Annotated in this window: 20 protein-coding genes, 1 tRNA gene and 1 pseudogene; 14 read left to right on the top strand and 8 right to left on the bottom strand. The window is 66.0% G+C overall.

Going from position 1 to position 24,848, the window contains the following annotated elements:
- Positions 1–50: 50 nt before the first annotated feature.
- Positions 51–353: pseudogene (locus BBSC_RS14485) on the top strand (tyrosine-type recombinase/integrase); the annotation flags it as partial.
- 155 nt (positions 354–508) lie between these two features.
- Here BBSC_RS14485 and BBSC_RS06980 read toward each other — a convergent pair.
- Complete coding sequence (locus tag BBSC_RS06980; RefSeq protein WP_081892874.1) at positions 509–937, bottom strand: metallopeptidase family protein; 429 nt, start codon at positions 935–937, stop codon at positions 509–511.
- A gap of 135 nt (positions 938–1,072) precedes the next feature.
- On the opposite strand from BBSC_RS06980, the gene BBSC_RS06975 reads away from it, so the two are divergent.
- Positions 1,073–1,852, top strand: a complete 780-nt coding sequence (locus BBSC_RS06975; RefSeq protein ID WP_046726326.1) for an HAD-IIB family hydrolase — start codon at positions 1,073–1,075, stop codon at positions 1,850–1,852.
- 2 nt (positions 1,853–1,854) lie between these two features.
- Positions 1,855–2,532, top strand: a complete 678-nt coding sequence (locus BBSC_RS06970; RefSeq protein WP_033517044.1) for a ComF family protein — start codon at positions 1,855–1,857, stop codon at positions 2,530–2,532.
- Positions 2,533–2,619: 87 nt separating this feature from the next.
- On the opposite strand, the gene BBSC_RS06965 is transcribed toward BBSC_RS06970, so the two are convergent.
- From BBSC_RS06965 to glgB, 3 genes are read right to left on the bottom strand one after another with little or no spacing between them, the layout of a single operon-like run.
- Positions 2,620–3,702, bottom strand: a complete 1,083-nt coding sequence (locus tag BBSC_RS06965; RefSeq protein ID WP_033517088.1) for a sensor histidine kinase — start codon at positions 3,700–3,702, stop codon at positions 2,620–2,622.
- Between the two features lie 4 nt (positions 3,703–3,706).
- A complete protein-coding gene (locus tag BBSC_RS06960; protein WP_033517042.1) occupies positions 3,707–4,426 on the bottom strand; it encodes a response regulator transcription factor in 720 nt (239 codons plus the stop codon).
- A 13-nt stretch (positions 4,427–4,439) separates the two neighbouring features.
- A complete protein-coding gene (gene glgB / locus BBSC_RS06955) occupies positions 4,440–6,695 on the bottom strand; it encodes a 1,4-alpha-glucan branching protein GlgB (protein WP_033517040.1) in 2,256 nt (751 codons plus the stop codon).
- A gap of 138 nt (positions 6,696–6,833) precedes the next feature.
- Between glgB and BBSC_RS06950 the strand changes: the two genes are divergently transcribed.
- Both BBSC_RS06950 and ispF read left to right on the top strand, forming a co-directional pair.
- Positions 6,834–7,430 (top strand): CarD family transcriptional regulator, encoded by a 597-nt coding sequence (locus BBSC_RS06950; protein ID WP_033517038.1) that lies wholly within the window; start codon positions 6,834–6,836, stop codon positions 7,428–7,430.
- The gene (gene ispF / locus BBSC_RS06945) at positions 7,427–7,942 is read left to right on the top strand and encodes a 2-C-methyl-D-erythritol 2,4-cyclodiphosphate synthase (protein WP_231649374.1); all 516 of its coding nucleotides are present in this window, start codon (positions 7,427–7,429) and stop codon (positions 7,940–7,942) included. Before BBSC_RS06950 ends, ispF begins: the two co-directional genes overlap by 4 nt.
- A 212-nt stretch (positions 7,943–8,154) precedes the next feature.
- On the opposite strand, the gene BBSC_RS06940 is transcribed toward ispF, so the two are convergent.
- The 3 genes from BBSC_RS06940 to BBSC_RS06930 all read right to left on the bottom strand — a co-directional run bounded on the left by BBSC_RS06940 (position 8,155) and on the right by BBSC_RS06930 (position 11,481).
- Positions 8,155–8,991 carry a metal ABC transporter permease gene (locus tag BBSC_RS06940; protein ID WP_033517036.1) on the bottom strand — a complete coding sequence of 279 codons (837 nt, stop codon included), beginning with the start codon at positions 8,989–8,991 and terminating at the stop codon, positions 8,155–8,157.
- The gene (locus BBSC_RS06935) at positions 8,988–9,914 is read right to left on the bottom strand and encodes an ABC transporter ATP-binding protein (RefSeq protein ID WP_046726304.1); all 927 of its coding nucleotides are present in this window, start codon (positions 9,912–9,914) and stop codon (positions 8,988–8,990) included. Before BBSC_RS06935 ends, BBSC_RS06940 begins: the two co-directional genes overlap by 4 nt.
- A 364-nt stretch (positions 9,915–10,278) precedes the next feature.
- Positions 10,279–11,481: a metal ABC transporter solute-binding protein, Zn/Mn family gene (locus tag BBSC_RS06930; protein ID WP_033517034.1), complete on the bottom strand. Its 1,203-nt coding sequence runs from the start codon at positions 11,479–11,481 to the stop codon at positions 10,279–10,281.
- Positions 11,482–11,602: 121 nt separating this feature from the next.
- On the opposite strand from BBSC_RS06930, the gene BBSC_RS06925 reads away from it, so the two are divergent.
- From BBSC_RS06925 to pyk, 6 genes are all read left to right on the top strand, one after another.
- Positions 11,603–12,481 (top strand): bifunctional methylenetetrahydrofolate dehydrogenase/methenyltetrahydrofolate cyclohydrolase, encoded by an 879-nt coding sequence (locus BBSC_RS06925; RefSeq protein ID WP_033517032.1) that lies wholly within the window; start codon positions 11,603–11,605, stop codon positions 12,479–12,481.
- A 255-nt stretch (positions 12,482–12,736) separates the two neighbouring features.
- Complete coding sequence (rpsA, locus tag BBSC_RS06920; protein ID WP_033517030.1) at positions 12,737–14,209, top strand: 30S ribosomal protein S1; 1,473 nt, start codon at positions 12,737–12,739, stop codon at positions 14,207–14,209.
- Between the two features lie 108 nt (positions 14,210–14,317).
- The gene (gene coaE, locus BBSC_RS06915) at positions 14,318–14,935 is read left to right on the top strand and encodes a dephospho-CoA kinase (protein WP_231649385.1); all 618 of its coding nucleotides are present in this window, start codon (positions 14,318–14,320) and stop codon (positions 14,933–14,935) included.
- Positions 14,936–14,937: 2 nt separating this feature from the next.
- Positions 14,938–17,049, top strand: a complete 2,112-nt coding sequence (uvrB, locus tag BBSC_RS06910) for an excinuclease ABC subunit UvrB (protein WP_033517028.1) — start codon at positions 14,938–14,940, stop codon at positions 17,047–17,049.
- Positions 17,050–17,356: 307 nt separating this feature from the next.
- Positions 17,357–18,349 carry a TerC family protein gene (locus tag BBSC_RS06905; protein ID WP_033517080.1) on the top strand — a complete coding sequence of 331 codons (993 nt, stop codon included), beginning with the start codon at positions 17,357–17,359 and terminating at the stop codon, positions 18,347–18,349.
- Positions 18,350–18,508: 159 nt separating this feature from the next.
- Entirely contained in the window at positions 18,509–19,951 is a 1,443-nt protein-coding gene (pyk, locus tag BBSC_RS06900; RefSeq protein WP_033517026.1) for a pyruvate kinase, read from the top strand.
- A 218-nt stretch (positions 19,952–20,169) separates the two neighbouring features.
- Here pyk and BBSC_RS06895 read toward each other — a convergent pair whose 3' ends face one another.
- Positions 20,170–20,775, bottom strand: coding sequence for an NUDIX domain-containing protein (locus BBSC_RS06895; RefSeq protein ID WP_033517025.1), 606 nt, complete (start codon positions 20,773–20,775; stop codon positions 20,170–20,172).
- Between the two features lie 218 nt (positions 20,776–20,993).
- Between BBSC_RS06895 and BBSC_RS06890 the strand changes: the two genes are divergently transcribed.
- The 3 genes from BBSC_RS06890 (at position 20,994) to polA (ending at position 24,831) form a co-directional block, all read left to right on the top strand.
- Positions 20,994–21,067: transfer RNA gene (locus tag BBSC_RS06890), tRNA-Leu, on the top strand.
- 112 nt (positions 21,068–21,179) lie between these two features.
- On the top strand, positions 21,180–21,977 hold the full coding sequence (locus tag BBSC_RS06885) for an ANTAR domain-containing response regulator (protein WP_033517023.1): 798 nt from the start codon (positions 21,180–21,182) through the stop codon (positions 21,975–21,977).
- Positions 21,970–24,831, top strand: a complete 2,862-nt coding sequence (gene polA, locus BBSC_RS06880) for a DNA polymerase I (protein WP_033517021.1) — start codon at positions 21,970–21,972, stop codon at positions 24,829–24,831. The genes BBSC_RS06885 and polA overlap by 8 nt, the downstream gene beginning before the upstream one ends.
- Positions 24,832–24,848 lie beyond the last annotated feature (17 nt).

Here is a 24,848-nt window from a genome sequence, read left to right as displayed (position 1 = left end):
GTACACATGAGTAAAAATCAGGGCAAAAGCCAGCTACGCCAAGATCGATCATGTTTTCGGCCGTGCTGGACGACGCAATGCGCGAACAGCGCGAAGGTGAGACCGATGACGATCTGCTGTTCACGCGCCCATACGACGACGGGTATCGTACCTACATGGTCAACGGTGAAAGTCCATCACGCAAGAACGGGGGGTGGTTGTGGTTCGCGGAACGCCGTGCCGGTGCCCCGTTCGTCACAATCCACGACCTATGTCACACTGCGGACAGCATCATGATCCACGCCGGAGCGAACGTGAAGACGGTGCAGTGCCAACTCGGCCACGCATCGGCCGCCATGACGTTGGATGTGTACGCGGATCTCTTTGATGATGATTTGGATGCGCTCAGCGAGTCGATAGGGAGAGTTGCTGTTGCGCGAAAATGTGGGCAAAATGTGGGCAGACAATGTAGGGGAAGCGGCATAGACTCTTTGGAATGGCGTTATTCCGCCATTTGTGAGAACTTCGGTCACAGGCCCCAGTCGGGGTCGATCTCCTCGGGGTGGCGGCCGTACAGGTCGGCGATGCGCGCGACGATCTCGTCGCGGATGAGCAGCTGCAGGTCCGCGCGGTCACGCGCCAGCGACTGCAGCGGCATGCGGTAGAGCACGATGCGCGCCGGGATACCGTGCGATGCAGGGAAGTACTGCGAGTTGAAGTTCGGCTTGGCCTCCCACGGCGCCGGCTGCGACGGCGGCACGTCCTCGACCGCGAACTGCAGCGGGCGCACCAATTCGGGCCATGCGGCGTCCAGGCGCCTGATCTGGGCCGCCATCATATCGTCGAACATGCCGCTTCGGGTGCGGTATCGGGGCAGCCTCGTGCCGAACATCGGGGTCCTGACCCCGCGGCCGTGGCGGTTGCGGTATATCGACGTGTTCCAAGGAGCTTCAAGCATGACTCCACCTTAAGCCTAGGCGGAGGCAAAATGCGTTAGGATACTGTCATTGGTTTCTGTCGGCGGAAAGGCGGAACGGACGTGGTGAACATACGCTCATGGGCTGATGCCGATTACGACGGGCTGGTCGCGTCCATGCGCGTGCTCGGGTTCGACCTGGACAACACGCTCGCCTGCTCCAAGCAGCCGATGCACGCGGCGATGGCCGACCGTATCACCCGCCTGACCCGCCTGATCCCCGTCGCGATCATCACGGGAGGCCGGTACGAGCTGGTCGTCAGCCAGATCCTCGACGTGCTCGGGAAAGACGCGGATCGCGCCAACCTGCATCTGATGCCCACCAGCGGCACCCGCTACTATCGGTGGAACGGCGCGGATTGGGCGTGCGTGTACGAGCACGAGCTGAGCGAGGAGGACAAGCGGCGCGCCATCGACTCGCTGCGCCGGCACGCCGAGGAGCAGGGCGTGTGGAACGAGCCCTCCTGGGGGCCGCGGATCGAGGATCGCGGCAGCCAGATCACCTTTTCGGCGCTGGGCCAGCTCGCCCCGGCCGAGGCCAAGGAGCGATGGGACCCGGGCGACGCCAAGAAAATGCGTCTGGCCGCGGCGGTGGCCGCCGACCTGCCGCATCTGAAGGTGCGTCCGGGCGGGTACACGAGCATCGACGTTTCGGCCCCCGGCCTCGACAAGGCGTATGCGGTGCGCGCGCTGGCCGACCGGCTCGGCGTCGAGCCGTCGCGGATCGTGTTCGTCGGCGACCGCATGAATCCCGGCGGCAACGACTACCCGGCCGCGCAGGCCGGTGCCGCCGCGTTGAGCGTGACCGGCCCGGACGACACGCTGCGGCTGTGCGACGAGCTGCTGGACCGTCTGGAACGCCAGACGGACCCTGCCGGCCATACGGGCCGGGACTGATCATGATCGGCGCGTCGCTGCGCGGCCTGCTGGGGGAGGCTCGCGACGTGCTGCTGCCGCGCGGTTGCGCCGGATGCGACGAACCGGACCGGGTGCTGTGCCCGGACTGCCGCGCCCTGTTCTCGGAAAGCGGCGTCTTTGCCCTGCCGGGGTGCGAAGCGGGGATCGGCCGCTCCTGCGCGGTGTACCGGGGCCGGGCCCGCCGCGCCATACTGGCATGGAAGGATCACGGCGACGAGGAATGCGACGCGCCGTTCGCCGAATTGCTGGCCGATCTGGCGGTTCGCTGCGGCGCAGTCGATCGGGACCGCCAGATCGCTCTGGTGCCGGCGCCCTCGTCCGCCGCGTCGATGCGGTCGCGCGGCCGTTGGCACATGCGTAATCTGGTCGATCGCACGGCGAGGGTATTGCGGGACCGGGGTTTCGATGCGGTCGCGCTGCCGGTGCTGCGCGCGTCGGGGGTCAGATCCAAATCCGTGCAGGCGGGCGGCGCCGCCCAGCGCGCCGCCCGCATCGGCGGCAACATCGTCGTGGACGACCCGCGGCTGTGCCGTGGCGGGACGGTGGTCCCGATCGACGACATCGTCACCACCGGAGCCACCATGCGTCAGTGCGTCGCCGCCCTCGACGCGGCCGGAGCCCGCGTGCTCACCGCGCTGTCGCTGGCCCGGGTGCCCTGAGCGGGATGCATCGGGGAATGCGGCGAGTCGGGGACGGCGCGAGGCATGCGATGCGAGGCGTTGCGCCGCGCCAAGCGGTCTGGCCGATCACTCGTCGGCGTAGTCGGGCTCGATATGGTATTTCGGCAGCCGCACCTCGAAATCGACGCCACGCTTGTCGTCGACGACATGCACGGTGCCGCCGTGCAGCTGCGCCGCCCAGCGGGCGATCGACAGGCCCAGGCCGGTGCCTCCGGATTCGGTGCCGGGGCCGGCCTTGCCCTTGACGAAGCGCCTGAAGATGTCGGATCGGTCGGAGACCGGGATCTGCGAGCCGAAATTGACCACATTGGTCACGATCATGCCGGCGTCGACGTCCTCGCTCGCCTCGACGAGCACCGTGGTGCCGTTGGCCGAGTGCTTGAGCGCGTTGGCGATGATGTTGGTGAACAGCTGGCGCAGGCGGTCCTGATCGCCTTCCATCTCGATGCCGGCGTCGACGCGCATGAGGATGTCGTGCGCGTGCCCGGCGTCGGCGATCTCCAGCGGCTTGATGGTCTCGTCCAGAAAATCGTGCAGGTTGAACCGTTCGATGTTCAGGCTGGCCGCGCCGGCCTCCATGCGCGACAGGTCGAGCAGGAACGCGATCAGATCGCTCAGCCGGTGCGTCTGGTCGAGGATGCTTTCCAGATTGGCGGGGGAGGCCTCCGTCACGCCGTCGGCCATGTTCTCGACCATGGCCTGCAGCGCGGATACGGGCGTACGCAGCTCATGGCTCACGTTGGCGATCATGTCGAGGCGCATCTGGTCGGCGTGCTGGAGCTCCTCGGCCATATCGTTGAACGCGCGGGTGAGCTGGCCGATCTCGTCGTTGCTGTCGGTGCCCAGCTGCACGCGCACCGTGTAGTCGCCGTCGGCCATCGCGTTGGCCGCGTCGCGCAGCTGGCGCAGCGGGGCGATGAGACCGTACGAGAACAGGTAGGTGATGCCCAGCGCCACGACCAGCGTCAGCGGCATGGCGAGCCATCCGCTCCAGCCGATCTTGAGCAGGAACCAGGCCATGACGAAGGCGATGGCCGTGGCGATGACGATGAGCACGCTCAGTTCGATCTTGAGCGAGGAGAAAAAACCGATCGGGCGCACCCCTTTGCGGCGTGCGCCCGAAGGCTTGCGTGTGGTCGGCGAGGTCATGGTCTCACGCGCTCGGCGGCTCGAACGCATAACCGACGCCGTGCACGGTGCGGATCGTCTCCGAGCCGAGCTTGTGGCGCAGCGCCTTGACGTGGGAATCCACGGTGCGGGTGCCCGAGGCGTCCACCCAGTCCCACACCTCCTCGAGCAGCTTTTCGCGCGTGAGCACCGAACGCGGCTTGCGCGCGAGCGTGGCCAGCAGGTCGAACTCGGTCGGCGTCAGATGCACCTGCTCGCCGTTCACCGTCACGATGCGCTGCGCCGGATCGATGACCAGCGAGCCGAAATCGAGCAGCTTCTCGTTCTCCGAATTCTTCGCGATGACCTTCGCGCGTTCCACGCGCCGCAGCAGCGCCTTGCAGCGGGCGATGAGCTCGCGCATCGAGAACGGCTTGGTCATGTAGTCGTCCGCGCCGGCGCCCAGACCGATCACCTTGTCGGTCTCGTCGTCGCGCGCGGTCAGGATCAGCACCGGCACCGGCCGGTCGGCCACGATGCGTTTCGTGGCCTCCAATCCATCCATGACCGGCAGCATGATGTCCATGATCACCAGATCAGGTTTCAGCTGCTTTGCGGCCTGCACCGCGCTCGCCCCATCGGAGGCCACGCGCGCCGTCCAGCCTTCGGCCGTGATGCGCTGCGCGATGGCGGTGGCCAAGGTCGGTTCATCCTCGACCACCAGCACCGTGCGTGGCGTTGTGGAACGCGTTGAAGTGTTCAGCATTGGAATCCGCCTTTCAGTCTGTCGGTTCCAAGAATACTGCCCCCAGCGCCGGAATGGTGAGTTTCGCGGACCAATCGCGCGAATGGTATTCGCCCGGGACCGCTTCGAAGGTGCCGTTGTGGATGTCGGACCCACCGTACTTGGCGTCGTCGGTGGTCATCACCTCGCGCCACTTGCCGCCCTGAGGCAGCGGCACCTGATAGTCCTGCCACGCCTCGCCGGAGAAGTTGACCACGACGACCATCTGCTCGCCGTCCTTGCCGATGCGCACGAAGCTCAGCGTGTTGTGGTCGGCGTCGTCGCTGGTCAGCCACTGGAAGCCGGCCGGGTCGAAGTCCTGGCTCCACAGGGCGGGGGAGCGCTTGTACAGGTCGTTGAGATCGGCGACCATATGCTGCACGCCGCGGTGATCGGGCCAGTCGAGGGCCGCCCAGTCGACGGAGCCGTCGTGGTCCCACTCGCCCCACTGCGCGACCTCGTTGCCCATGAACGAGAGGTTCTTGCCCGGATGCGCCCAATGGTAGGCGAACAGGGAGCGCACGCCGGCGTACTTCTGCCAGTCGTCGCCCGGCATCTTGCCGAACACCGAGCCCTTGCCGTACACGACCTCGTCGTGGCTGATCGGCAGCACGTAGTGCTCCGAATAGGCGTACACCATCGAGAACGTGATCTCGTTGTGGTGCCACTTGCGGTTGATCGGGGTCTCGTGCAGGTACTCGAGGGTGTCGTGCATCCAGCCCATGTTCCACTTGAGGCCGAAGCCGAGGCCGCCGGCGCTGGTCGGCGCGGTGATGCCCGGGTAGGCGGTCGACTCCTCGGCGATCATCATGACGCCGGGGTTGTTCTTGTACGCGGTGGCGTTCGCCTCCTTGAGGAAGTCGATGGCCTCGAGGTTCTCGCGCCCGCCGTAGATGTTCGGGTGCCACTGGCCGGGCTCGCGGCTGTAGTCGAGGTAGAGCATCGAGGAGACGGCGTCCACGCGCAGCGCGTCGATGTGGTACTCGTCCATCCAGAAGCAGGCGTTGGCCACGAGGAAGTTGCGCACCTCGCGCCGGCCGAAGTTGAACACGTAGGTGCCCCAGTCGGGGTGCTCGCCGCGGGTCGGGTCCGGATCCTCGTACAGCGGCGTGCCGTCGAAGCGGCCGAGGGCGAACGCGTCCTTCGGGAAGTGCGCGGGCACCCAGTCCATGATCACGCCGATGCCGGCCTGATGGAACTGGTCGATCAGGTACTTGAACTGGTCGGGCGAGCCGAGACGGGAGTCCACGGCGTAGTAGCCGGTGACCTGGTAGCCCCACGACCCGGAGAACGGGTGCTGCGCGAGTGGCATGAACTCGACGTGCGTGAATCCCATGGACTTGACGTACGGCACGAGCTTGTCGGCGAGCTCGTGGTAGTTGGACACGTCCTTGCGCCAGCTGCCGGCGTGCACTTCATAGATGCTCACGGGGCCGGCGTGCGGGTCGGTGGCGCGGCGGTGGTCCATCCACTCGCCGTCGTCCCAGTCGTGGGCGGATTCCACGACGATCGAGCCGGTGGCCGGCGGGATCTCGTGGGAGCGTTCCATCGGGTCGGCCTTCATCGTCCAGTCGTAGTTGGCGTTGAGAATCTCGTACTTGTAGACCTCGCCGGCCTGCACGCCGGGGATGAAGATCTCCCACACGCCCGAGGAGCCGATCTCGCGCATGGCGTGGCGGCGGCCGTCCCAGGAGTTGAAGTTGCCGACCACGCGCACGGCGTGGGCATTGGGCGCCCACACGGTGAACGCGGTGCCGACCACCTGCTCGCCGGGCGTGCCGTCGGCGCCGCCCATCGGATCGTCATAGCGCAGCACATGCGCGCCAAGAGCCTCCCAGAGGCGCTCGTGGCGGCCCTCGCCGAACAGGTAGGTGTCCATCTCGCCGATGGTCGGCAGATAGCGGTACGGATCGTCCTCGGTCACGGTCGTGCCGTTCTCGTACGAGGTGCGCACGCGGTAGTCGGGGATGGAGGGCCCGTCCTCGCCCTCGGCGGCGGGGACGACGGCCACGAAGACGCCATTGAATTCGTGGGTCGCCGGGGTTTCGCCGTTCTGGGTGACGATGGTCACGGTCTTGGCCATGGGGCGAAGCACACGGATCGTGACCATGTCCCGATGCTTGCCGGTCCCCAGATGCCCGCCGAGCACTTCATGGGGGTTGTAGAAGGAGGCGTTGCTCACCGCATCCAGGTCGCCCTGGTTGACGGGGACAGCAACGGTATCGTCATTGATGTTCGTGTGTGTAGTCATAGTCAGCAGTCTAGGCCGTTATGGGCGATATGTGGGTACATTGGCGCGTCGCGCCGCCGTTTTTTCGCCGGATTTTTCGTCAGTCCACGGTGCATGGCACAATTATTCGGGTTTTGTATAGGCTCTTACGGAGGATTCATGGGTTACAAGGTCGGCGATATGGTGGTCTATCCGCGTCACGGCGCGGCGAAGGTTGAAGCCATCACCGAACGGACAGTGAAGGGTGTCACCAGGGAGTATCTGCAGCTGTCCGTGCTGTCCTCCGACGGGCTGGTCATCAACGTTCCGGTCGAGAACGCCAAGAAGGTCGGCGTGCGCGACATCGTCGACGCCAACGAGGTCGCGAAGGTGTTCGAGATCCTGCGCACCCCGATCGTCGAGAAGGAAATGAACTGGTCGCGCCGCTACAAGCTGAACGTCGAGAAGATCGCGACCGGCGACGTGAACAAGATCGCCGAGGTGGTGCGCGACCTCGCGCAGCGCGACGTCGACGAGCACGGCCTGTCCGCCGGCGAGAAGCGCATGCTGACCAAGGCGCGCAGCATCCTCACCTCCGAGATCGCGCTGTCCGAGAAGCTGGACGACGAGGACGCGCAGCGACTGCTCGACGTGAACCTCGGCTACGCCGACCCCCAGCCGGGCGACGACAAGCACCACACCAAGGCTCCCGAGGAGCCGGCGACGGCCACGCTCGCCCGCATCGAGGCCGAGCACAAGAAGTCCAAGCGCAAGTGACCCCGTCCGCCGCGCCATCCGCATTGCCGACCGCATTGCCGCGCGTCGGGCAGGGGTTCGACGCGCATCGATTCGCCGATCCCTCCTCGGGTAGGACGTTGTGGCTGGCGTGCCTGGCATGGGACGGCACGGGCATCGAGGGGGACTCCGACGGCGACGTGGCGGCCCATGCGCTGATCGACGCGCTGCTGTCGGGCTCAGGTCTGGGGGATATCGGCTCGCTGTTCGGCGTGGGGGCCGACTCCGCCGGCGCCGGCCGTCATGGCGCCGATATGCTGCGGGTCACCGTCTCGCATCTGCATGATCATGGGTTCGCCCCGGCCAACGCCAGCGTCGCATTGATCGGCAATCGCCCGAAAATCGGCCCGCGCCGGGCCGAAGCCGCGTCGGCGATGTCCGATGCGGTCGGATGCCCGGTCTCGCTGACCGCGACCACCACCGACGGCATGGGCTTCACCGGCCGCGGCGAGGGCATCGCCGCCATCGCCACGGCGCTGATCCTGCCGTGCTGATCCCGCCGTCAGCGGACTGATCTCGATTCCTTGGATCCTCCCGCTGGCGGGAGGTGGCGCGTAGCGCCGGAGGGTGGTCGAATGTTCACCGTTGCGGTCCCGATCAGCTTCAGCGAGGCTTTCGTCGACGGCTTCGGCGCTATATACAACATGCACCCCGTGCACTGCCCGGAGCGGTATACGAGGTGCTTAGTTATCGATGGAATAGGCCGCTAGTGCTTGCGCAGGGCCTCCACGGCCTTGGCGAGCGCCCAGAACAGCGTGGAAAGCGTCACGATGATGAAGCTCGGGGGAGCGGGGAACATCGCCGACAGCACCAGGCCTCCCCAGATCGATATCAGGCACAGCACGCTGGCCACGACCATCGCCTTGAACGGGGAGCCGGCCAGGATGTTCGCCGTCGCCGCCGGCGTGATGACCAGCGCGAAGATCAGCAGCGTGCCGACGGCCGGCACGGCGATGGTGATCACGCCGGCCATGATCGCCATGAACGCCACGTTCATGGCGCCGATCGGCACGCCCTTGGCCTGCGCGACCTGCTCGTCGACCGAGCTGAACAGCAGCGGACGGTAGATGATCGCCAGCACGGCGATCAGGATCACGTCGAAGACGGCGAAACCGATGATCTGCCCGGTGGTGATGGTCAGGATCGAGCCGAAGAGGATCGATTGCATCTGCTGGGATGCGGAGGTGGACAGGCGCGCGAAGAACAGGCCGAGACCGGTGGCGAAGGCCAGCACGGTGCCCGTCGCGATCTCGCGCTGCGAGGCGCGTTTGCCGAGCGCGCCGATCACCAGCGCGCCGCCGAGCGCGAACACGCCGAGCCCGACCGATACGGGCAGGCCGAGCAGCACCGCGCCGGTCGCGCCGGGCAGGCCGATGTGCGCGAGCGCGTGCGCGGCGAACGTGGAGTGCCGGGCGATCGTGAAATATCCCATCACGCCGGCGGCCAGCGCGATGCACAGTCCGGCGAGGAACGCGTTGGTCATGAACGGGGCCGACAGCGTCTCCATCCACTGGGGGTCGAATGAGAATCGAACGGTGTTCATCGCGCGTTCCTTCCTTCCCGGTCGCCGTCCCGGCGGCCGTCATGCGTATCCTGCGTCCCGTCGTGGTGGCCGTGCTGGTGGAACAGGGCGACCTCCGACGGGTCGTGCGTGTCCTGATCGGTCTGCGCCGTCTCGTCCGGCGTCGGCGTGACGAACATGTCGCCCTGCGGCGTGGTGACCACCTGCACCTTCGTGCCGTACAGGTGCGTGAGCAGCTGCGAGTCGAGCACCTGGTTCATCGCGGCGTAGTGCGGGTGCCCGTCCAACAGGTAGACCGCGCCGGTCAGGATCGGCAGCAGCATGTTCAGGTCGTGCGCCACCACCTGGATCGTCATGCCGAGTTCCTTGTTGAGCCGGGCGAGCACGTGCACGGTGGCGCGCTGGCTGGCCAGGTCGAGGTTGGCGAGCGGTTCGTCGAGCATGAGCAGCTTCGGATCGGACACGAGCGCCTGCGCGATGGCGACGCGCTGGCGCAGGCCGCCGGACAGTTCGGACAGCCGGTAGTGCGCCTTGTCGTCGATGCCGGTGAAGCGCATGGCCTCGTACGCCTTGGCCCGCTGCTCGCGCGTGACCGGATGGATGCCGAACCGGGTGCCGGTCAGGCCCAGCAGCACCGACTGCTCGGCGGTCAGATTCGAGTCGATGTCGGAGGTGTAGCTCTGCGGCACGTAGCCGATCTGCCGGTTGGATTCCCCGGCCGGGCGGCCGAGCACCTGGATGGAGCCGGCCGCGGCGGGGATCAGCCCCAGTTCGGCCTTCATCATCGTGGTCTTGCCGGTGCCGTTCGTGCCGACGATCGCGGTCACCGACCCCGAGGGGATGGCGAAGGTGCCATGCTGCCAGATGATGCGCCCGCCGCGCGATACCGCGGCGTCGCGGAAGACGATGCAGTCCGCGGCGGTGCCGTTGTTCAAGTCCGTCATATGTTTTCGTCCCTGTCGTTCTGCCGCGTTCGCGGCGATGTACGCCAAGGATTATGGCAAATAAGGTTGACAATCATTCTCATTTAGAGGCGGTGTGCAGGCGGGTGTCGGCGGGTGTAGGCGGGTGCAGGGCGCCCATGCTCCTCCGCGTGCCGCCGACTGGCATGCCCAAATGCCCGTTCTGCCGTTTGACATGCTGAAATGTCCGGAATCGAGGCCTATTTCGGGCATTTGGGCATGCCAAACGGCAGAACGTCTGTTTCGGCATGCCAAAAACGGGGCATGCGCGAGATCACCTGGGCATGCGCGATGGCGCAATGCGCCGAAGGCGCGCGATGGTTTGACGCATGAGGCGTGTATGCGGTTACTTGCCCGGGTCGGAGGGCGTGTCGGCGGCGCCGCCGGTGGTCGTTGCGGAGCCACCATCCGTCTTGCCCGCCTTATCGGAGTCGTCCGCCTTGCCGGCGTCGCCCGTCTTGTCGGTCTGGCACTGCGCCACGCCGTCGCCCTTGGTGTCGGATGGGCCGGATGCGTCTTTGTCGGCGGTGCCGTCCGAGGAGCCCTTGCCATCCTTGCCGTTCGAGTCGCCCGAGTCAGCCGAGCCGTCCGACGTGGACGCGTCCTCGCAGGACTGAGCGTCTCGCTCGTCGAAGATGCCGTCGATCGCGTCGACCATCGAGTCGATCCAATCGGTGAGATCGGTCTTGTCCTTGGGCATCTGTTCGCTGACGTCGAACACGGGCACCTCGGAGCGGCCGGCGGTTCCCGTGATCAGATTGGTGGCGTCCGACGCCTCCTGCGTGTTGTTGACCAGCAGGTCGACGCTGCGCCCCTCGACCAGTTTCTGGAACGCCTGCAGGTCGGCCGGTGCCGGCTCGCCCTCGGAGGCCGTGGACGCGGCGTAGCCCTCCGGGGTCAGGTCCTTGAATCCCATATCCGACATGAGGTAGTAGGCGACGGCCTCCGTGGCCGCGTACGTCGGATTGGCGTGGTCCTTGGCGAATGCGGCCATTTTGTCCTCGATGGCCTGCTCGCGCTTGAGCCAGGCGTCGTAGCGCTTGGAGAACGCCTTCTTCTTGGCGGGCAACGCCTTGGAGAAGGCGTTCACCAGCTCCTTGGCCATGCCGGTTCGCGCGTCCTTCGAGAACCACAGGTGCGGGTTGTCGCCCTCCATGGCGCCGACGGTCTGCGCCGCCGACACGGTGACGGCGTTCTTGGAGACGTTTTTGGTGGCCCATGCGTCGTAGCCGGCGCCGTTCGACACGACGATGGCGGCCTTCGCGATCGCGGCCATATCCGAGGTCTTCGGCTCGAAGTCATGCGCGTCCACGGTCGTGCTGCTCAGGATCGACGTGACCGTGACGTCGTCGCCGCCGATCTGCTCGGCCAGGGAACCCCACTGGTTGATCGAGGCGACCACCTCGATCGGCCCCTGCTGCGCCGGCTCGCTTGGCTGGGCGGGCTCGGTGCCGGCCTTCGACGCGCCGCAGGCGCCGGTGACCAGCATGAGTCCGGCTGCGGCGACGGCCGCAACGGCCCGCGCCATGTGAGTTCCCCTGATACGCATAATGTCTTCTCCATCGCAGTCGCGAACGGTGCCGGATATCGCGGTGTCGGATATCCTTTTGACCTGCATCCACGATAGCCTAACGCTACGAGGAATGACATCGACACGGGGAAGGACGCACATGACCATCAAACTCGACGGCAAGCAGACTGCCGCGACCATCAAGGCGGATCTGACCGCACGCGTACGGCGACTGCGCGACGCGGGCGTCGAACCGGGGTTGGGGACGCTGCTGGTCGGGTCCGATCCCGGATCGGTCAAGTACGTAGCCGGCAAGCACGCCGACTGCGCCCAGGTCGGCATCCGTTCGATCAAGCGCGAGCTGCCCGCCGACGCGGGCTTCGACGACATCGCCGAGGCAGTTCGCTCGCTCAACGACGATCCGGCCTGCACCGGCTATATCGTGCAGCTGCCGTTGCCGGCGGGCATCGACGAGAACGCGATCATCGGGCTGATCGACCCGGCCAAGGACGCGGACGGCATGCACCCGTACAATCTGGGCGAACTCGTGCTGCACGTGCGCGGGGACATCGCCACGCCGCTGCCGTGCACGCCCCGCGGCGTGCTGGAACTGCTGAACGCCTACGGCATCGACCTGAACGGCAAGGAAGTGTGCGTGCTCGGGCGCGGCATCACGATCGGGCGCACGATCGGCCTGCTGCTGAGCCGCAAGGAGGTCAACGCGACCGTGACCCTGTGCCACACCGGCACGCGCGACATCGCCGAGCACGCGCGCCGCGCCGACGTGATCGTCGCCGCCATGGGCTCCGCCGGATTCGTCACGCCTGACATGGTGCGCGAGGGGGCCGTGCTCGTCGACGTCGGCGTCTCGCGCGTCTTCGACGAGGAGGCCGGTCGCTACCGCATCAAGGGCGACATCGACAAGGCCTGCTACGACAAGGCCTACGCCTACTCGCCGAATCCGGGCGGCGTCGGCCCGATGACCCGGGCCATGCTGCTCGCCAACGTAGTGGAAATGGCCGAACGCCGTCTCGTCTGAATGCGCCCCTAAGGAATCCGGGCGCGACACGCCCACGGAGCCGTGTAGCCGGTAGCCCGGTGGGCTGCCGGTAGGCGACGCCGAGGGGGTGGGGCCCCTCGGTGATGTGACAGTATCCGGGCGCGACACGCCCGGATTCCTATAATCGTTTTGGGCATGGTTGCCGGTATTGTTGAACATTGCGTGTGCGCAAGTATGCGCGTCATAACTGAATAACGATTTTATCCATCCATATTTATTGAAGAAACCACATTAATGGCAGAGAACAACAACGAAGTCACCAAGGTCGCGATCAACGATATCGGCACTGAGGAGGACTTCATCAAGGCAGTCGATTCCACCATCAAGAACTTCGATGATGGTGATCTGGTTGAGGGCACCGTCGTCAAGGTCGATCATGACGAGGTTCTGCTCGACATCGGCTACAAGACCGAGGGTGTGATCCCCTCCCGCGAACTTTCCATCAAGAAGGACGTCGATCCTGACGAGGTCGTCGAGGTCGGCGACACCATCGAGGCCCTTGTCGTCACCAAGGAAGACAAGGAAGGCCGTCTGATCCTGTCCAAGAAGCGCGCCCAGTACGAGCGCGCCTGGGGCGACATCGAGAAGATCAAGGATGCCGACGGCGTCGTCGAGGGCACCGTCATCGAAGCCGTCAAGGGCGGCCTCATCGTGGACATCGGTCTGCGCGGCTTCCTGCCGGCTTCCCTCGTCGAGATGCGTCGCGTGCGCGACCTGTCCCCGTACATCGGCCAGAAGATCAAGGCCAAGATCCTGGAGCTCGACAAGAACCGCAACAACGTGGTCCTGTCCCGTCGCCAGTACCTCGAGGAGACCCAGTCCGAAGTGCGCGAGACCTTCCTCTCGCAGCTCAAGAAGGGCCAGATCCGCGAGGGTGTCGTGTCCTCCATCGTCAACTTCGGCGCGTTCGTCGATCTCGGTGGCGTTGACGGCCTGATCCACGTCTCCGAGCTGTCCTGGAAGCACATCGACCACCCGTCCGAGGTCGTCAAGGTCGGCGACAAGGTCACCGTCGAGGTGCTCGACGTCGATCTGGACCGCGAGCGCATCTCCCTGTCCCTGAAGGCGACCCAGGAGGATCCGTGGCAGCGCTTCGCCCGCACCCACGTCCCCGGCCAGATCGTCAAGGGCAAGGTCACCAAGATCGTCCAGTTCGGCGTGTTCATCTCCGTCGAGGACGGCATCGAGGGCCTGGTGCACATCTCCGAGCTGGCCAACCGCCACGTGGAGAACCCGGAGACCGTCGTCAAGCCCGGCGAAGAGGTCTTCGTCAAGGTCATCGACGTCGATCTCGACCGTCGCCGCATCTCCCTGTCCCTCAAGCAGGCCAACGACTCCGTCGACCCGGCTTCCGAGGACTTCGATCCGGCGCTGTACGGCATGCCGGCCGAGTACGACGAGGACGGCAACTACAAGTACCCCGAAGGCTTCGATCCGAACACCAACGAGTGGATCGCCGGCTTCGAGAAGCAGCGCGAGGAGTGGGAGTCCCAGTACGCGGCCGCCCACGACCTGTGGGAGCAGCACAAGGCGTTCGTGGCCAAGGAGCTCGAGAACGCCGCCGCTTCCGCCGCCGAGGACGGACAGGCCCCGAAGGAAGAGAAGGTCGAAGAGGTGTCCAACTACTCCTCCGATTCCTCTTCCACCGGTACCCTCGCCGATTCCGATCAGCTCGCCGCCCTGCGCGACCAGCTGCTCGGCAAGTGAGCGTCCCTCCCGCACGGGAAGCATGATGATCGCGCCGGGTGACCGGCGCGGATGATCGCAAGGATCCCGGTCTGCAATCGCAGGCCGGGATCCTTTTTTCGTAGTATGGTGGCTGTGATGATGAGAGTTGGGCTGACCGGCGGGATCGCCGCGGGCAAAAGCACGGTGGCGGCGCGGTTGGGCGCCTTGGGCGCATGCGTGATCGGCTACGACGAGCTGGCCCGCGAGGTCGTGGCCCCCGGCGGCGTCGGTCTGCGGCGTATCGCCGCCGCGTTCGGTCCGGACGCGTTGCGCGGGGACGGGAGCCTTGACCGCGCGTGGATGGCCGGGCATGTGTTCGGCGCGTCCGCGCCGGCCGGCGCGCGGGAGCGGCTGGACGCGATCGAGCATCCGCTGATCTACGAGGCGGCGGCCCGTCTGGAGCGCGAGGCCGCGGACCATGGCACGCCGATCGTGGTGCACGACGTGCCGTTGCTGGCGGAGGTGATCGATGTGATCCCGTTCCGATTCGACCATATTGTGACGGTCGAGGCTCCCGAGGACGTGCGGATCGCGCGCATGACGGGGGAGCGGGGCATGAGCCTCGAGCAGGCCGTAGGCCGGATCCGGCACCAATCCAGCGAGTCCGAGCGCCGGGCGATCGCGGACGTCGTGATCGATTCGACACAGCCGATCGAACAAATGTTCGATGTGGTTGATAGGCTATATGCAAGCTGGAAGGAGTAATGATGGGATTCAACATCGAGCGGACGAACAAACCTTTCGTCGTCAAGTCGCCGTATCGGCCCTCCGGTGACCAGCCGCAGGCCATCGAGGAGCTCGCCACGCGCATCGAGAACGGCGAGAACGACGTGGTGCTCATGGGCGCCACCGGCACCGGCAAGACCGCCACCACCGCATGGCTGATCGAGCGGCTGCAGCGGCCCACGCTCATCATCGAGCCGAACAAGACCCTTGCCGCGCAGCTGTGCGCCGAGTTCCGCGAGCTCATGCCCGACAACGCGGTCAGCTATTTCGTGTCCTACTACGACTACTACCAGCCGGAGGCGTACATCCCGCAGACCGACACCTACATCGAGAAGGACTCGAACATCAACGACGATGTGGAGCGCCTGCGCCATGCCGCCACCGCCAACCTGCTCACGCGGCGCGACTGCGTGGTCGTGGCCACCGTCTCGTGCATCTATGGCCTGGGCACGCCGGAGGAATACGCGGGGCGCATGCTCTTCCTCAAGGAGGGTCAGCAGATCGAGCGCGACCAGCTGCTGCGCCAGTTCGTCGCCATGCAGTACAAGCGCAACGACATCGCGTTCACGCGCGGCACCTTCCGCGTGCGCGGCGACACCGTCGAGATCATCCCCGTATACGAGGAGTTGGCGATCCGCATCGAGTTCTTCGGCGACGAGATCGACCGCATCTCCACCCTGCACCCGCTGACGGGCGATGTGATCGACCATGAGAGCGAAGTGCACATCTTCCCGGCCTCGCACTATGTGGCCGGGCCGGAGCGCATGGAACGCGCGCTGAAGACCATCCAGGCCGAGCTGGACCAGCGCGTGGCCGAACTGCGCAAGCAGGGCAAGGAGCTGGAGGCGCAGCGCCTGACCATGCGCACCACCTACGATCTGGAGATGCTCTCCCAGGTGGGCGTGTGCTCGGGCGTGGAGAACTATTCGCGGCACTTCGACGGTCGTGCGGCCGGTACACCGCCGCATACGCTGCTCGACTTCTTCCCCGACGATTTTCTGTTGGTCATCGACGAGTCCCATGTCACCGTGCCCCAGATCGGCGCGATGTACGAGGGGGATGCCTCCCGAAAGCGCACGCTCGTCGACTTCGGCTTCCGGCTGCCCTCGGCGATGGACAACCGGCCGCTCAAATGGCCGGAATTCCTCGACCGCGTCGGGCAGACCGTCTACCTGTCCGCCACGCCCGGCGACTATGAGCTGGGCCTGTCCGACGGGGTCGTCGAGCAGATCATCAGGCCGACCGGTCTGGTCGATCCGAAGATCGAGGTACGCCCGACCGAGGGGCAGATCGACGATCTGCTCGCCGAGATCAAGGACCGCGTCGCCAGGGACGAGCGCACGCTGGTCACCACGCTCACCAAGAAGATGGCCGAGGATCTGACCGACTATCTGCTCGAGCGAGGCATCAAGGTCGAGTACCTGCATTCCGATGTCGACACGCTGCGGCGCGTCGAGCTGCTGCGCGAGCTGCGCGAGGGCAAGATCGACGTGATCGTGGGCATCAACCTGCTGCGCGAGGGCCTGGATCTGCCGGAGGTGTCGCTGGTGGCGATCCTCGACGCCGACAAGGAGGGCTTCCTGCGCTCCTACCGTTCGCTCATCCAGACGATCGGCCGCGCCGCCCGCAACGTGTCGGGCACCGTGCTCATGTACGCCGACGAGATGACCGACGCGATGCACAAGGCCATCGACGAGACCGAACGCCGCCGCGACAAGCAGATCGCCTACAACAAGGAGCACGGCATCGACCCCAAGCCGCTGATCAAAAAGATCAGCGACGTCAACGACATGCTCGCCAAGGAGGACGTCGACACGCAGACCCTGCTGGCCGGCGGCTACCGCAACGCCGGCAAGGCGGGCAACACGCATCTTGGCGTGCCGAGCCTCGACAAGGACGAGGCCGACAAGCGGCACGAGGAGATCCTCAAGGCCGGTCTGCCCGCACAGGATCTGGCCGATCTGATCCGCCAGATGAGCGAGCAGATGCACACCGCCGCCGAACAGCTCCAGTTCGAGCTCGCCGCCCGCCTGCGCGACGAGATCCGAGACCTCAAAAAAGAACTCCGTCAAATGACGGAGGCGAATAAGTGAGCCTCCGTAGCAGCGAGCAGCGGTAGCGTCGCGAGCGTCGCATGTGATGCGGAGGCGAATAAGTGAGCCTCCGTAGCAGCGAGCAGCGAGCAGCGGTAGCGTCGCGCACGCCTCCGCGCCGCCGTCGCCGCAGCCGGCTCCCCTCTCTGAGGGGAGCTGTCCGCAGAGCGGACTGAGGGGAGCAACCCCGCCGGCCATCCGAGATCAAGACCCCTCTTGATGACTCTGCCAATCCAGGCATATTTCGCTTCCGCCAACGGGGCGGCGGCTCCTACCGGCGTCAGCGCCTGTTTCTATGCTGGGAGCCATGTCTGAAACCCCTGTTGCTTTTATGATCGCCACTTTTGTGGTACTCGCCGCATTCTTCATCGTCGATCTGTTCGTCATCGGGCGCAAGCCGCATGTGCCGACCACCAAGGAATGCGTGCAGCACATCGCGTTCTTCGTGGTGACGGCGCTGATCTTCGGCGGCCTGATCTGGGCGGTCGCCGGCTCCAAGCCGGCCGTGGAATTCTATTCCGGCTGGCTCACCGAATACTCGCTGAGCGTGGACAACCTGTTCGTCTTCGTCATCATCATGTCGAACTTCGCCGTGCCGAAGGTCCTGCAGAAGTACGTGCTGTCGGTCGGCATCACCGTGGCGCTGATCCTGCGCGGCATCTTCATCCTCATCGGCGCGGCCCTGATCGAGCGCTTCACCTGGATCTTCTTCATCTTCGGCGTGTTCCTCATCGTCACCGCCGTCAAGCTCGTCGCGGGCGGCGACGATGACGAGGAATACCACGAGAACGGCATCATCAAGGCCCTGCGCAAGGTGATGAAGATCTCCGACGAGTACGACGGTGAGAAGCTGCGCACGGTGAAGAACGGCGTCAAGTACTTCACCCCGATGCTGGTCGTGTTCCTCGCGATCGGCACCACCGACGTGATGTTCGCCTTCGATTCGATCCCCGCCATCTTCGGCCTGACCAAGGATCCGTTCATCGTGTTCACGTCGAACGTCTTCGCGCTGCTCGGCTTGCAGCAGCTCTACTTCCTGCTCGGCGCGCTGCTCGACAAGCTCGTCTATCTGCCGCTTGGCCTGTCCGTGGTGCTCGGGTTCATCGGCATCAAGCTGATCATGGAGGCGCTGCACGGCAATTCCCTGCCGTTCCTCAACGGGGGGCACCCGATCGAATGGGTCCCCGAGGTGCCGACCTGGTTGTCGCTGGCCGTGATCATCGTGTCGCTGGGCACCGCGGCGATCGCGAGCGTGTTGAAGATGCGTGCGATCGAATCGTCGTCCGACGCTGCGCGCTGATCGGCGGGAAATAAACGGTAATCCTTTTCCCGACATAATTGTTAGCGCTCACAACACACCCCGTTCCGTACTGGAGAAGTTGGGGCCAAGCTAGTAGACTATGCCGTGGAAGCCGGGCCGTCAGGTCCGGGTGTACAAGATAAGAATAGGCAGGCATTCATGCGTAAAGCCAAGATCGTAGATACCATCGGTCCCGCTAGCGAGGATTACGACGAGCTCCTGAAGCTCGTCGAAGCCGGTATGGACGTCGCTCGTCTGAACCGCTCCCACGGCACCCCCGAGGATCACCTGCGCGTGTACAACAACGTGCGCAAGGCCGGCAAGGAGACGGGCCGCAACGTGGCCGCCCTGGTCGACCTGCAGGGACCGAAGATCCGCTGCGGCTGGTTCAAGAAGAACGCCGAGGGTGAGGACAAGGTCCAGCTCAAGCTGGGCCAGGAGTTCGTCATCACCACCGACGACGTCGAGGGCGACGAGCACATCACCTCCACCACCTTCAAGGGCCTGCCGGGCGATTGCCACCCGGGCGACCCGATCCTGATCGACGACGGCAAGGTCCGTCTTGAGGTCACCGAGGTCGAGGGAAACAACGTGCACACCAAGGTCGTCGTGGCCGGCCCCGTGTCCTCCCACAAGGGCATCAACCTGCCGGGCGTCGCCGTGAGCCTGCCCGCCCTGACCGAGAAGGACGAGGCCGACCTGCGCTGGGCCATCCGCACCGGCGCCGACATCATCGCCATGTCCTTCGTGCGTTTCGCCACCGACATCGACCGCGCCCACGAGATCATGGACGAGGAAGGCCGCCGCATCCCGATCGTCGCCAAGATCGAGAAGCCGCAGGCCCTGGAGAACCTCGAGGACATCGTGAAGGCCTTCGACGGCGTCATGGCCGCCCGTGGCGACATGGCCGTCGAGTGCCCGCTGGAAGAGGTCCCGCTGGCCACCAAGCGCATCATTGAGCTGGCCCGTCAGTACGCCAAGCCGGTCATCGTGGCCACCGAGGTCCTCGGCTCCATGGTCAACTCCCCGGTGCCGACCCGCGCCGAGGCTTCCGACTGCGCCAACGCCGTCCTCGACGGCGCCGACGCCACCATGACCTCCAACGAGACCGCCGTCGGCAAGTACCCGGACGTCACCGTGGACACCATGTCCCGCATCTCCGGCTACGCCACCGACCACGGCTTCGACCGCATCCCGGAGCTCAAGAACCTCGACATGTCCTCCACCGGCGCCGTCTCCTCCGCCGCCGTGGACCTGGCCGACAAGCTCAACGCCAAGGCCATCGTCGCCTACACCCAGACCGGCAACACCGTGCACCGCGTGTCCCGCGAGCGCCCGGCCGCCCCGATCTACGGCCTGACCAACAACGAGCACACCTACCACTGGCTGGCTCTGTCCTGGGGCACCGAGGCGTTCCTGCTCAGCGAGGACTACCACGACAAGACCCGCCGCGACCTCATGACCTTCACCGACAAGGTCCTCAAGGAAGCTGGCAAGGTCTCCGATGGCGACAAGATCGTCGTGCTGAGCTCCGCTCAGGGCGAGCACGCCGCCGGCAGCACCGACACGATCTACGTGCACACGGTCGGCAACAACGAGTGACCCGAGCGATTCGATCCGCGTGATCCGCAGGCGGTGCGACCGGCCGGTTCCGGCCCGGCCGCACCGCTGATCGGCACGCCGGTCGGAACGTCGATGCAAGGAGGGGCGCCGCGCGAATGCGCGACGCCCCTCCTTGATTATGTTTGATGCATGTGCGGCGGCATCATGCGCGGACGGGCACCGTGGCCGGCTCCGGCCCCGCCTGCCCGCCCGGGCCGTCAGACCTCGTCGAACAGATGATCCGGCGCGCACCTCAGGCGCAACACCGCGATGATCGACTTCGCGTCGATGATCGTGCCGTTGACCACCATCTCGTAGGCCTCGTCCGTGGTGAGCAGGCGCACGTCGGAGCGCGGCGTTTCCGGGCCGAAATCGCCGCGGCTCGTCGGGGTGAGCCCGGTCGCCGCGAACAGGGCCGTATGCTGCGAGGAGAAGCTCGGCGTGTTGATGAACCGCGAGAACTGGGTGAACTTCTTGGCCTCGTACCCGGCCTCCTCGCGCAGCTTGCGGACGGCCACGTCCAAAGGCTTCTCGCTGGGGGCGTTGGCGTGCCCGGCCGGGATTTCCAGCGTCCAGCGGTGGGTCGGGACGCGGTACTGCTCGATGAACGGGATCCGGCCGTCGTCGGTCAGCGCCAGCACGCCGACCGTGTCGCCGTTGTTCTCATGCAGGATGTAGCGCTCGAACTGGCCGACCTGCGGCGAGGAGAAGGCCACGCGATCGACGTTGAAATAGTGGCTCTCGACGATCTGATGGCGGGATTCCTCCCGGACGGGGGACACGCGCCAGGGGTCGAACCGGCGGTACGTCTCATTGGTGCTCATGAATCTGCCTCCTTGTTGGCGATAATGAACTACCTTTTATTCTAGGGTGGGTATGTTCCCGTTCCGGTGTTTTTCGCCGGCGAGCCGAAGGAAACGCGCCCTAAACCGACACCGGGGCCCTCCGTGACGCGGAGCCGGGCGCAAGCCGCGCCACGCTGAAAGTGGAGATGTTCGCCAGATCCTCGATCGTGTGCTATTCTTCCGTAGGTGCATCAAAAGCCCTCGTATCCCAATTGGTAGAGGAAGCAGCCTCAAAATCTGCGCAGTGTGGGTTCGAGTCCCACCGAGGGCACGCGGTGAGGAGCGGGACGCCGTCCCGCCCGAACGACTCGCAATGAAAGTTTGTACACAAAGGTCGGGCGTTGGGGCCTGCGAAGGCTGGCGCATGGATGAAAGAGGCTGGCATGACTGCAAGGAAAAACACCTCGGAAGCACCGGAGGCGTTGGAAGCGGTGTTGACGGAAGATGAGCTGAAGGCGGCGGCCCAGGGTGAGGATCCGGCTGCCGAGGCCGAGCCGGCCGGCGAGACGCAGGATGAGAACCGCGTCCGCACCGTCGTCGTGGCCGAGGACGAATCCGTCAACCGCATGGACCTGGTCGCCATGCTCGAGGACAACGGCTATCAGGTCGTCGGCGAGGCGGCCAATGGCGAGGAGGCCGTCGAGCTGACCCGCAAGTTCCGTCCCGACGTCGTGTGCATGGACGTCAAGATGCCGCGCATGGACGGCATCGCCGCCGCAGGCGTGATCTGCGACGAGAACATCGCCCCGGTGGTCATGCTCACCGCGTTCTCCCAGCCCGATCTGGTCAAGCAGGCCACCGGCGCCGGTGCCATGGCGTATGTGACCAAGCCGTACGAGGAGTCCAAGCTGCTGCCGGCGCTGGAAGTCGCGATGGGCCGCTTCGCCGAGATCAACGACCTGCTCGACAACGTCGAGCGCAGCGAGAACAAGCTGCGCGACGCCCAGGAGCAGCTCAAGAAGACCGAGGAGCAGCTCAAGAAGGCCGAGGACACGCTCGAGGAGCGCAAGCTGGTCGACCGCGCTAAGGGCCTGCTCATGGATAAGGCAGACTTCTCCGAGCAGGGCGCCTTCCGCTGGATCCAGAAGACCTCGATGGATCAGCGCATCCCGAAGAAGCGTCTGGCCATGGCCATCATCGCCAAGTACGGTGATCCCAAGCCGGAAAGCACCGATGACTGAGTCCGCAAACGCATCCGATTCGCGCGGAACGCTGCTGGTCGTTGACGGCCACTCGCTGGCGTTCCGCGCTTTTTTCGCTCTTCCCGTCGAAAACTTCAGCACCGAGGCCGGCCAGGCCACGAACGCGGTGTGGGGTTTCGCGACCATGCTGTCCCAGGTCATCGACGCGGAGCGGCCCGACCGTCTCGCCGTGGCGTTCGACGTCAAGGGCGGCACCTTCCGCAACCAGATGCTGCCCCAGTACAAGGGCACGCGCGAGGCGGCGCCCGAGGAGCTGCTCACCCAGCTGCCGCTGATCCAGCGCATGCTCAAGGCCCTCGGCGTGACCTATATCGAAAAGCCCGGCTATGAGGGCGACGACGTGATCGGCACGCTCGCCACGCTGGGCGACCGGGCCGGCTACCGCACGCTGGTGCTGTCCGGCGACCGCGACGCCTTCCAGCTGATCGACGACAACGTCACCGTGCTGTATCCGGGGCACCATTTCAAGGACCTCAAGCACATGACGCCGCAGGCCGTCGAGGAGAAATACCATGTGGCGCCCGCCCAGTACCCGGATCTGGCCGCGCTGCGCGGCGAGACGGCCGACAACATCCCCGGCGTGCCGGGCGTCGGCGACGGGTTCGCCGCCAAGTGGATCAACCAGTACGGCGGCCTCGACGGCATCATCGCGCACGCCGACGAGATCGGCGGCAAGAAGGGCGAGGCCCTGCGCGCCAACATCGACCAGGTGCGCCTCAACCGCAAGGTCAACGCGCTGGTGCGCGACATCGACCTTGGCGTGGACGTGGACGACCTGACCTACGGCGCCTTCGACGCCGACGAGGTCGACCGCCTGTTCAAGACGCTCGAATTCGGCAAGCGCACGCGCTCCAAGGTGCTCAAATCCTTCAACGGCGGCCAGCGACCGGAGCTCACGCCGGCGCAGGGCGGCGGCGAATTCCGGGACGACGCGCCGGACAACGCGCTCGCCATGCCCGAGCTGACCGTCGCCGGCGGCGCCGAGGACCTGGAGGAGTGGATCGGTCGCCATATGGCGGATCGCGCTCCCGAGCCCGACGCCCGGGACGGGAAGGACGCGGCGGCCGACGCCGGCGCATCCCGGTCCGACGGCCTGATGGCGCGTTCGTGGGTATTGCTGGCCCGCGGCGACGCCCGACCGGGGCGCGCCTCGCTGTCGCGGCTGATGCTGCTGTCCGGCGGCCACGCGCTGCTGGTCGAGGCGCCGTTCGACGAGCGGACCGCCGAATCGCTGCAGCGCCTGCTCGACCGCTGCCACGCCACGGCGATCGTGCACGGCTACAAGGAGCACCTGCACCTGCTGGCGGCCGGCGGCCTGACCATGGGCCTGCCCCTGTTCGACACCAAGCTCGCCGGCTACCTCGCGCACCCCGACTTCCACGCGGACACGCTCGAGCAGGCGGCCGCGCATTTCCTCGACCTGCATATCGAGGAGGAGCAGCATGCGACGCAGGGGCTGCTCGACCTGGACGAGAACGACGCCGCGAGCGGTTCGGACGACGACCTCCACGGGCCGATGCTGTCGCATATCGCGATCGTGCGCGCGCTGGCCGACACGCTGACGCCCATGCTGCGCCGCCGCGAGCAGTTCCACCTGCTCGAGACGATCGAGCTGCCGGTGTCCCGCGTGCTGGGCGGCATGGAAAGCGCCGGTGCGCAGGTCGACGGCCAGCGACTCGTCGACATGCGCGACCAGTTCTCCGCCGGCGCGCGCCAGGCCCAGGAGATGGCGTGGGACGCGGCCGGCAGCCGCGTGAACCTGCAGAGCCCCAAGCAGCTGCAGAAGGTGCTGTTCGAGGATCTGGGGCTCAAGCCGACCAAGCGCACGAAATCCGGCTCGTACACGACCAACGCCTCCGTGCTGCAGGACCTGTACGTCAGATACGCGGACGACGAGCGCGCCAGCGGCTTCCTTGGCGCGCTGCTGCGGCACCGCGAGACCAACAAGCTCAAGCAGATCGTCCAGACGCTCATCGACGCGACCAATCCCGCGGACGGGCGCATCCACACCACCTTCGAACAGACCGTGGCGGCGACCGGGCGCCTGAGTTCGGTCGACCCGAACCTGCAGAACATCCCCAACCGCAACGCGGCCGGCCGGGAGATCCGCTCGGCGTTCGTGCCCGGCGACGGCTACGTCTCACTGCTCAGCTGCGACTATTCGCAGGTCGAGCTGCGCATCATGGCCGACCGCTCCGGCGACGAGGCGCTCATCGAGGCGTTCCGTTCCGGCGCCGATTTCCACAAGTACGTGGCCTCGCTGGTCTACGGCGTGCCCGTGGACCAGATCAGCGCCGACCAGCGCAGCCACGTCAAGGCGATGAGCTACGGCCTCGCCTACGGCCTGAGCACCTATGGCCTCGCGCAGCAGCTCAAGATCAGCCCGACGCAGGCCGACGTGCTCAAAAGCAAGTACTTCGCCACCTTCGGCAAGGTGCACGACTACCTCGAATCCTTGGTGGCCGACGCGCGCAGGCAGGGCTACACGGAGACGATGTTCGGCCGGCGCCGCTACTTCCCGGGGCTCGGCTCGCCGAACCGCAACGTGCGTGAGGCCGCCGAACGCGCCGCGCTCAACGCGCCGATCCAGGGTTCGGCCGCCGACATCATGAAGATCGCGATGGTCCGCGCCGAGCAGGCGCTGCGCGGGGCCGGCGCCGCCAGCCGCATCATCCTGCAGATCCACGACGAACTCGTGGTGGAGATCGCCCCCGGCGAGGCCGAGCAGGTCGGCGCGCTGGTGGCCGACGCCATGGAGCACGCGGTCGACCTGTCCGTGCCGCTCGACGTGTCCACCGGCCTCGGCGACGACTGGCAGCTCGCCGCGCACTGATGGCCGGCCGACCCCGC

Origin of the sequence: Bifidobacterium scardovii JCM 12489 = DSM 13734 (assembly GCF_001042635.1) — a bacterium.
Taxonomy (GTDB): Bacteria; Actinomycetota; Actinomycetes; order Actinomycetales; family Bifidobacteriaceae; genus Bifidobacterium; species Bifidobacterium scardovii.
This window is presented reverse-complemented; position numbering and strand designations above follow the sequence as displayed.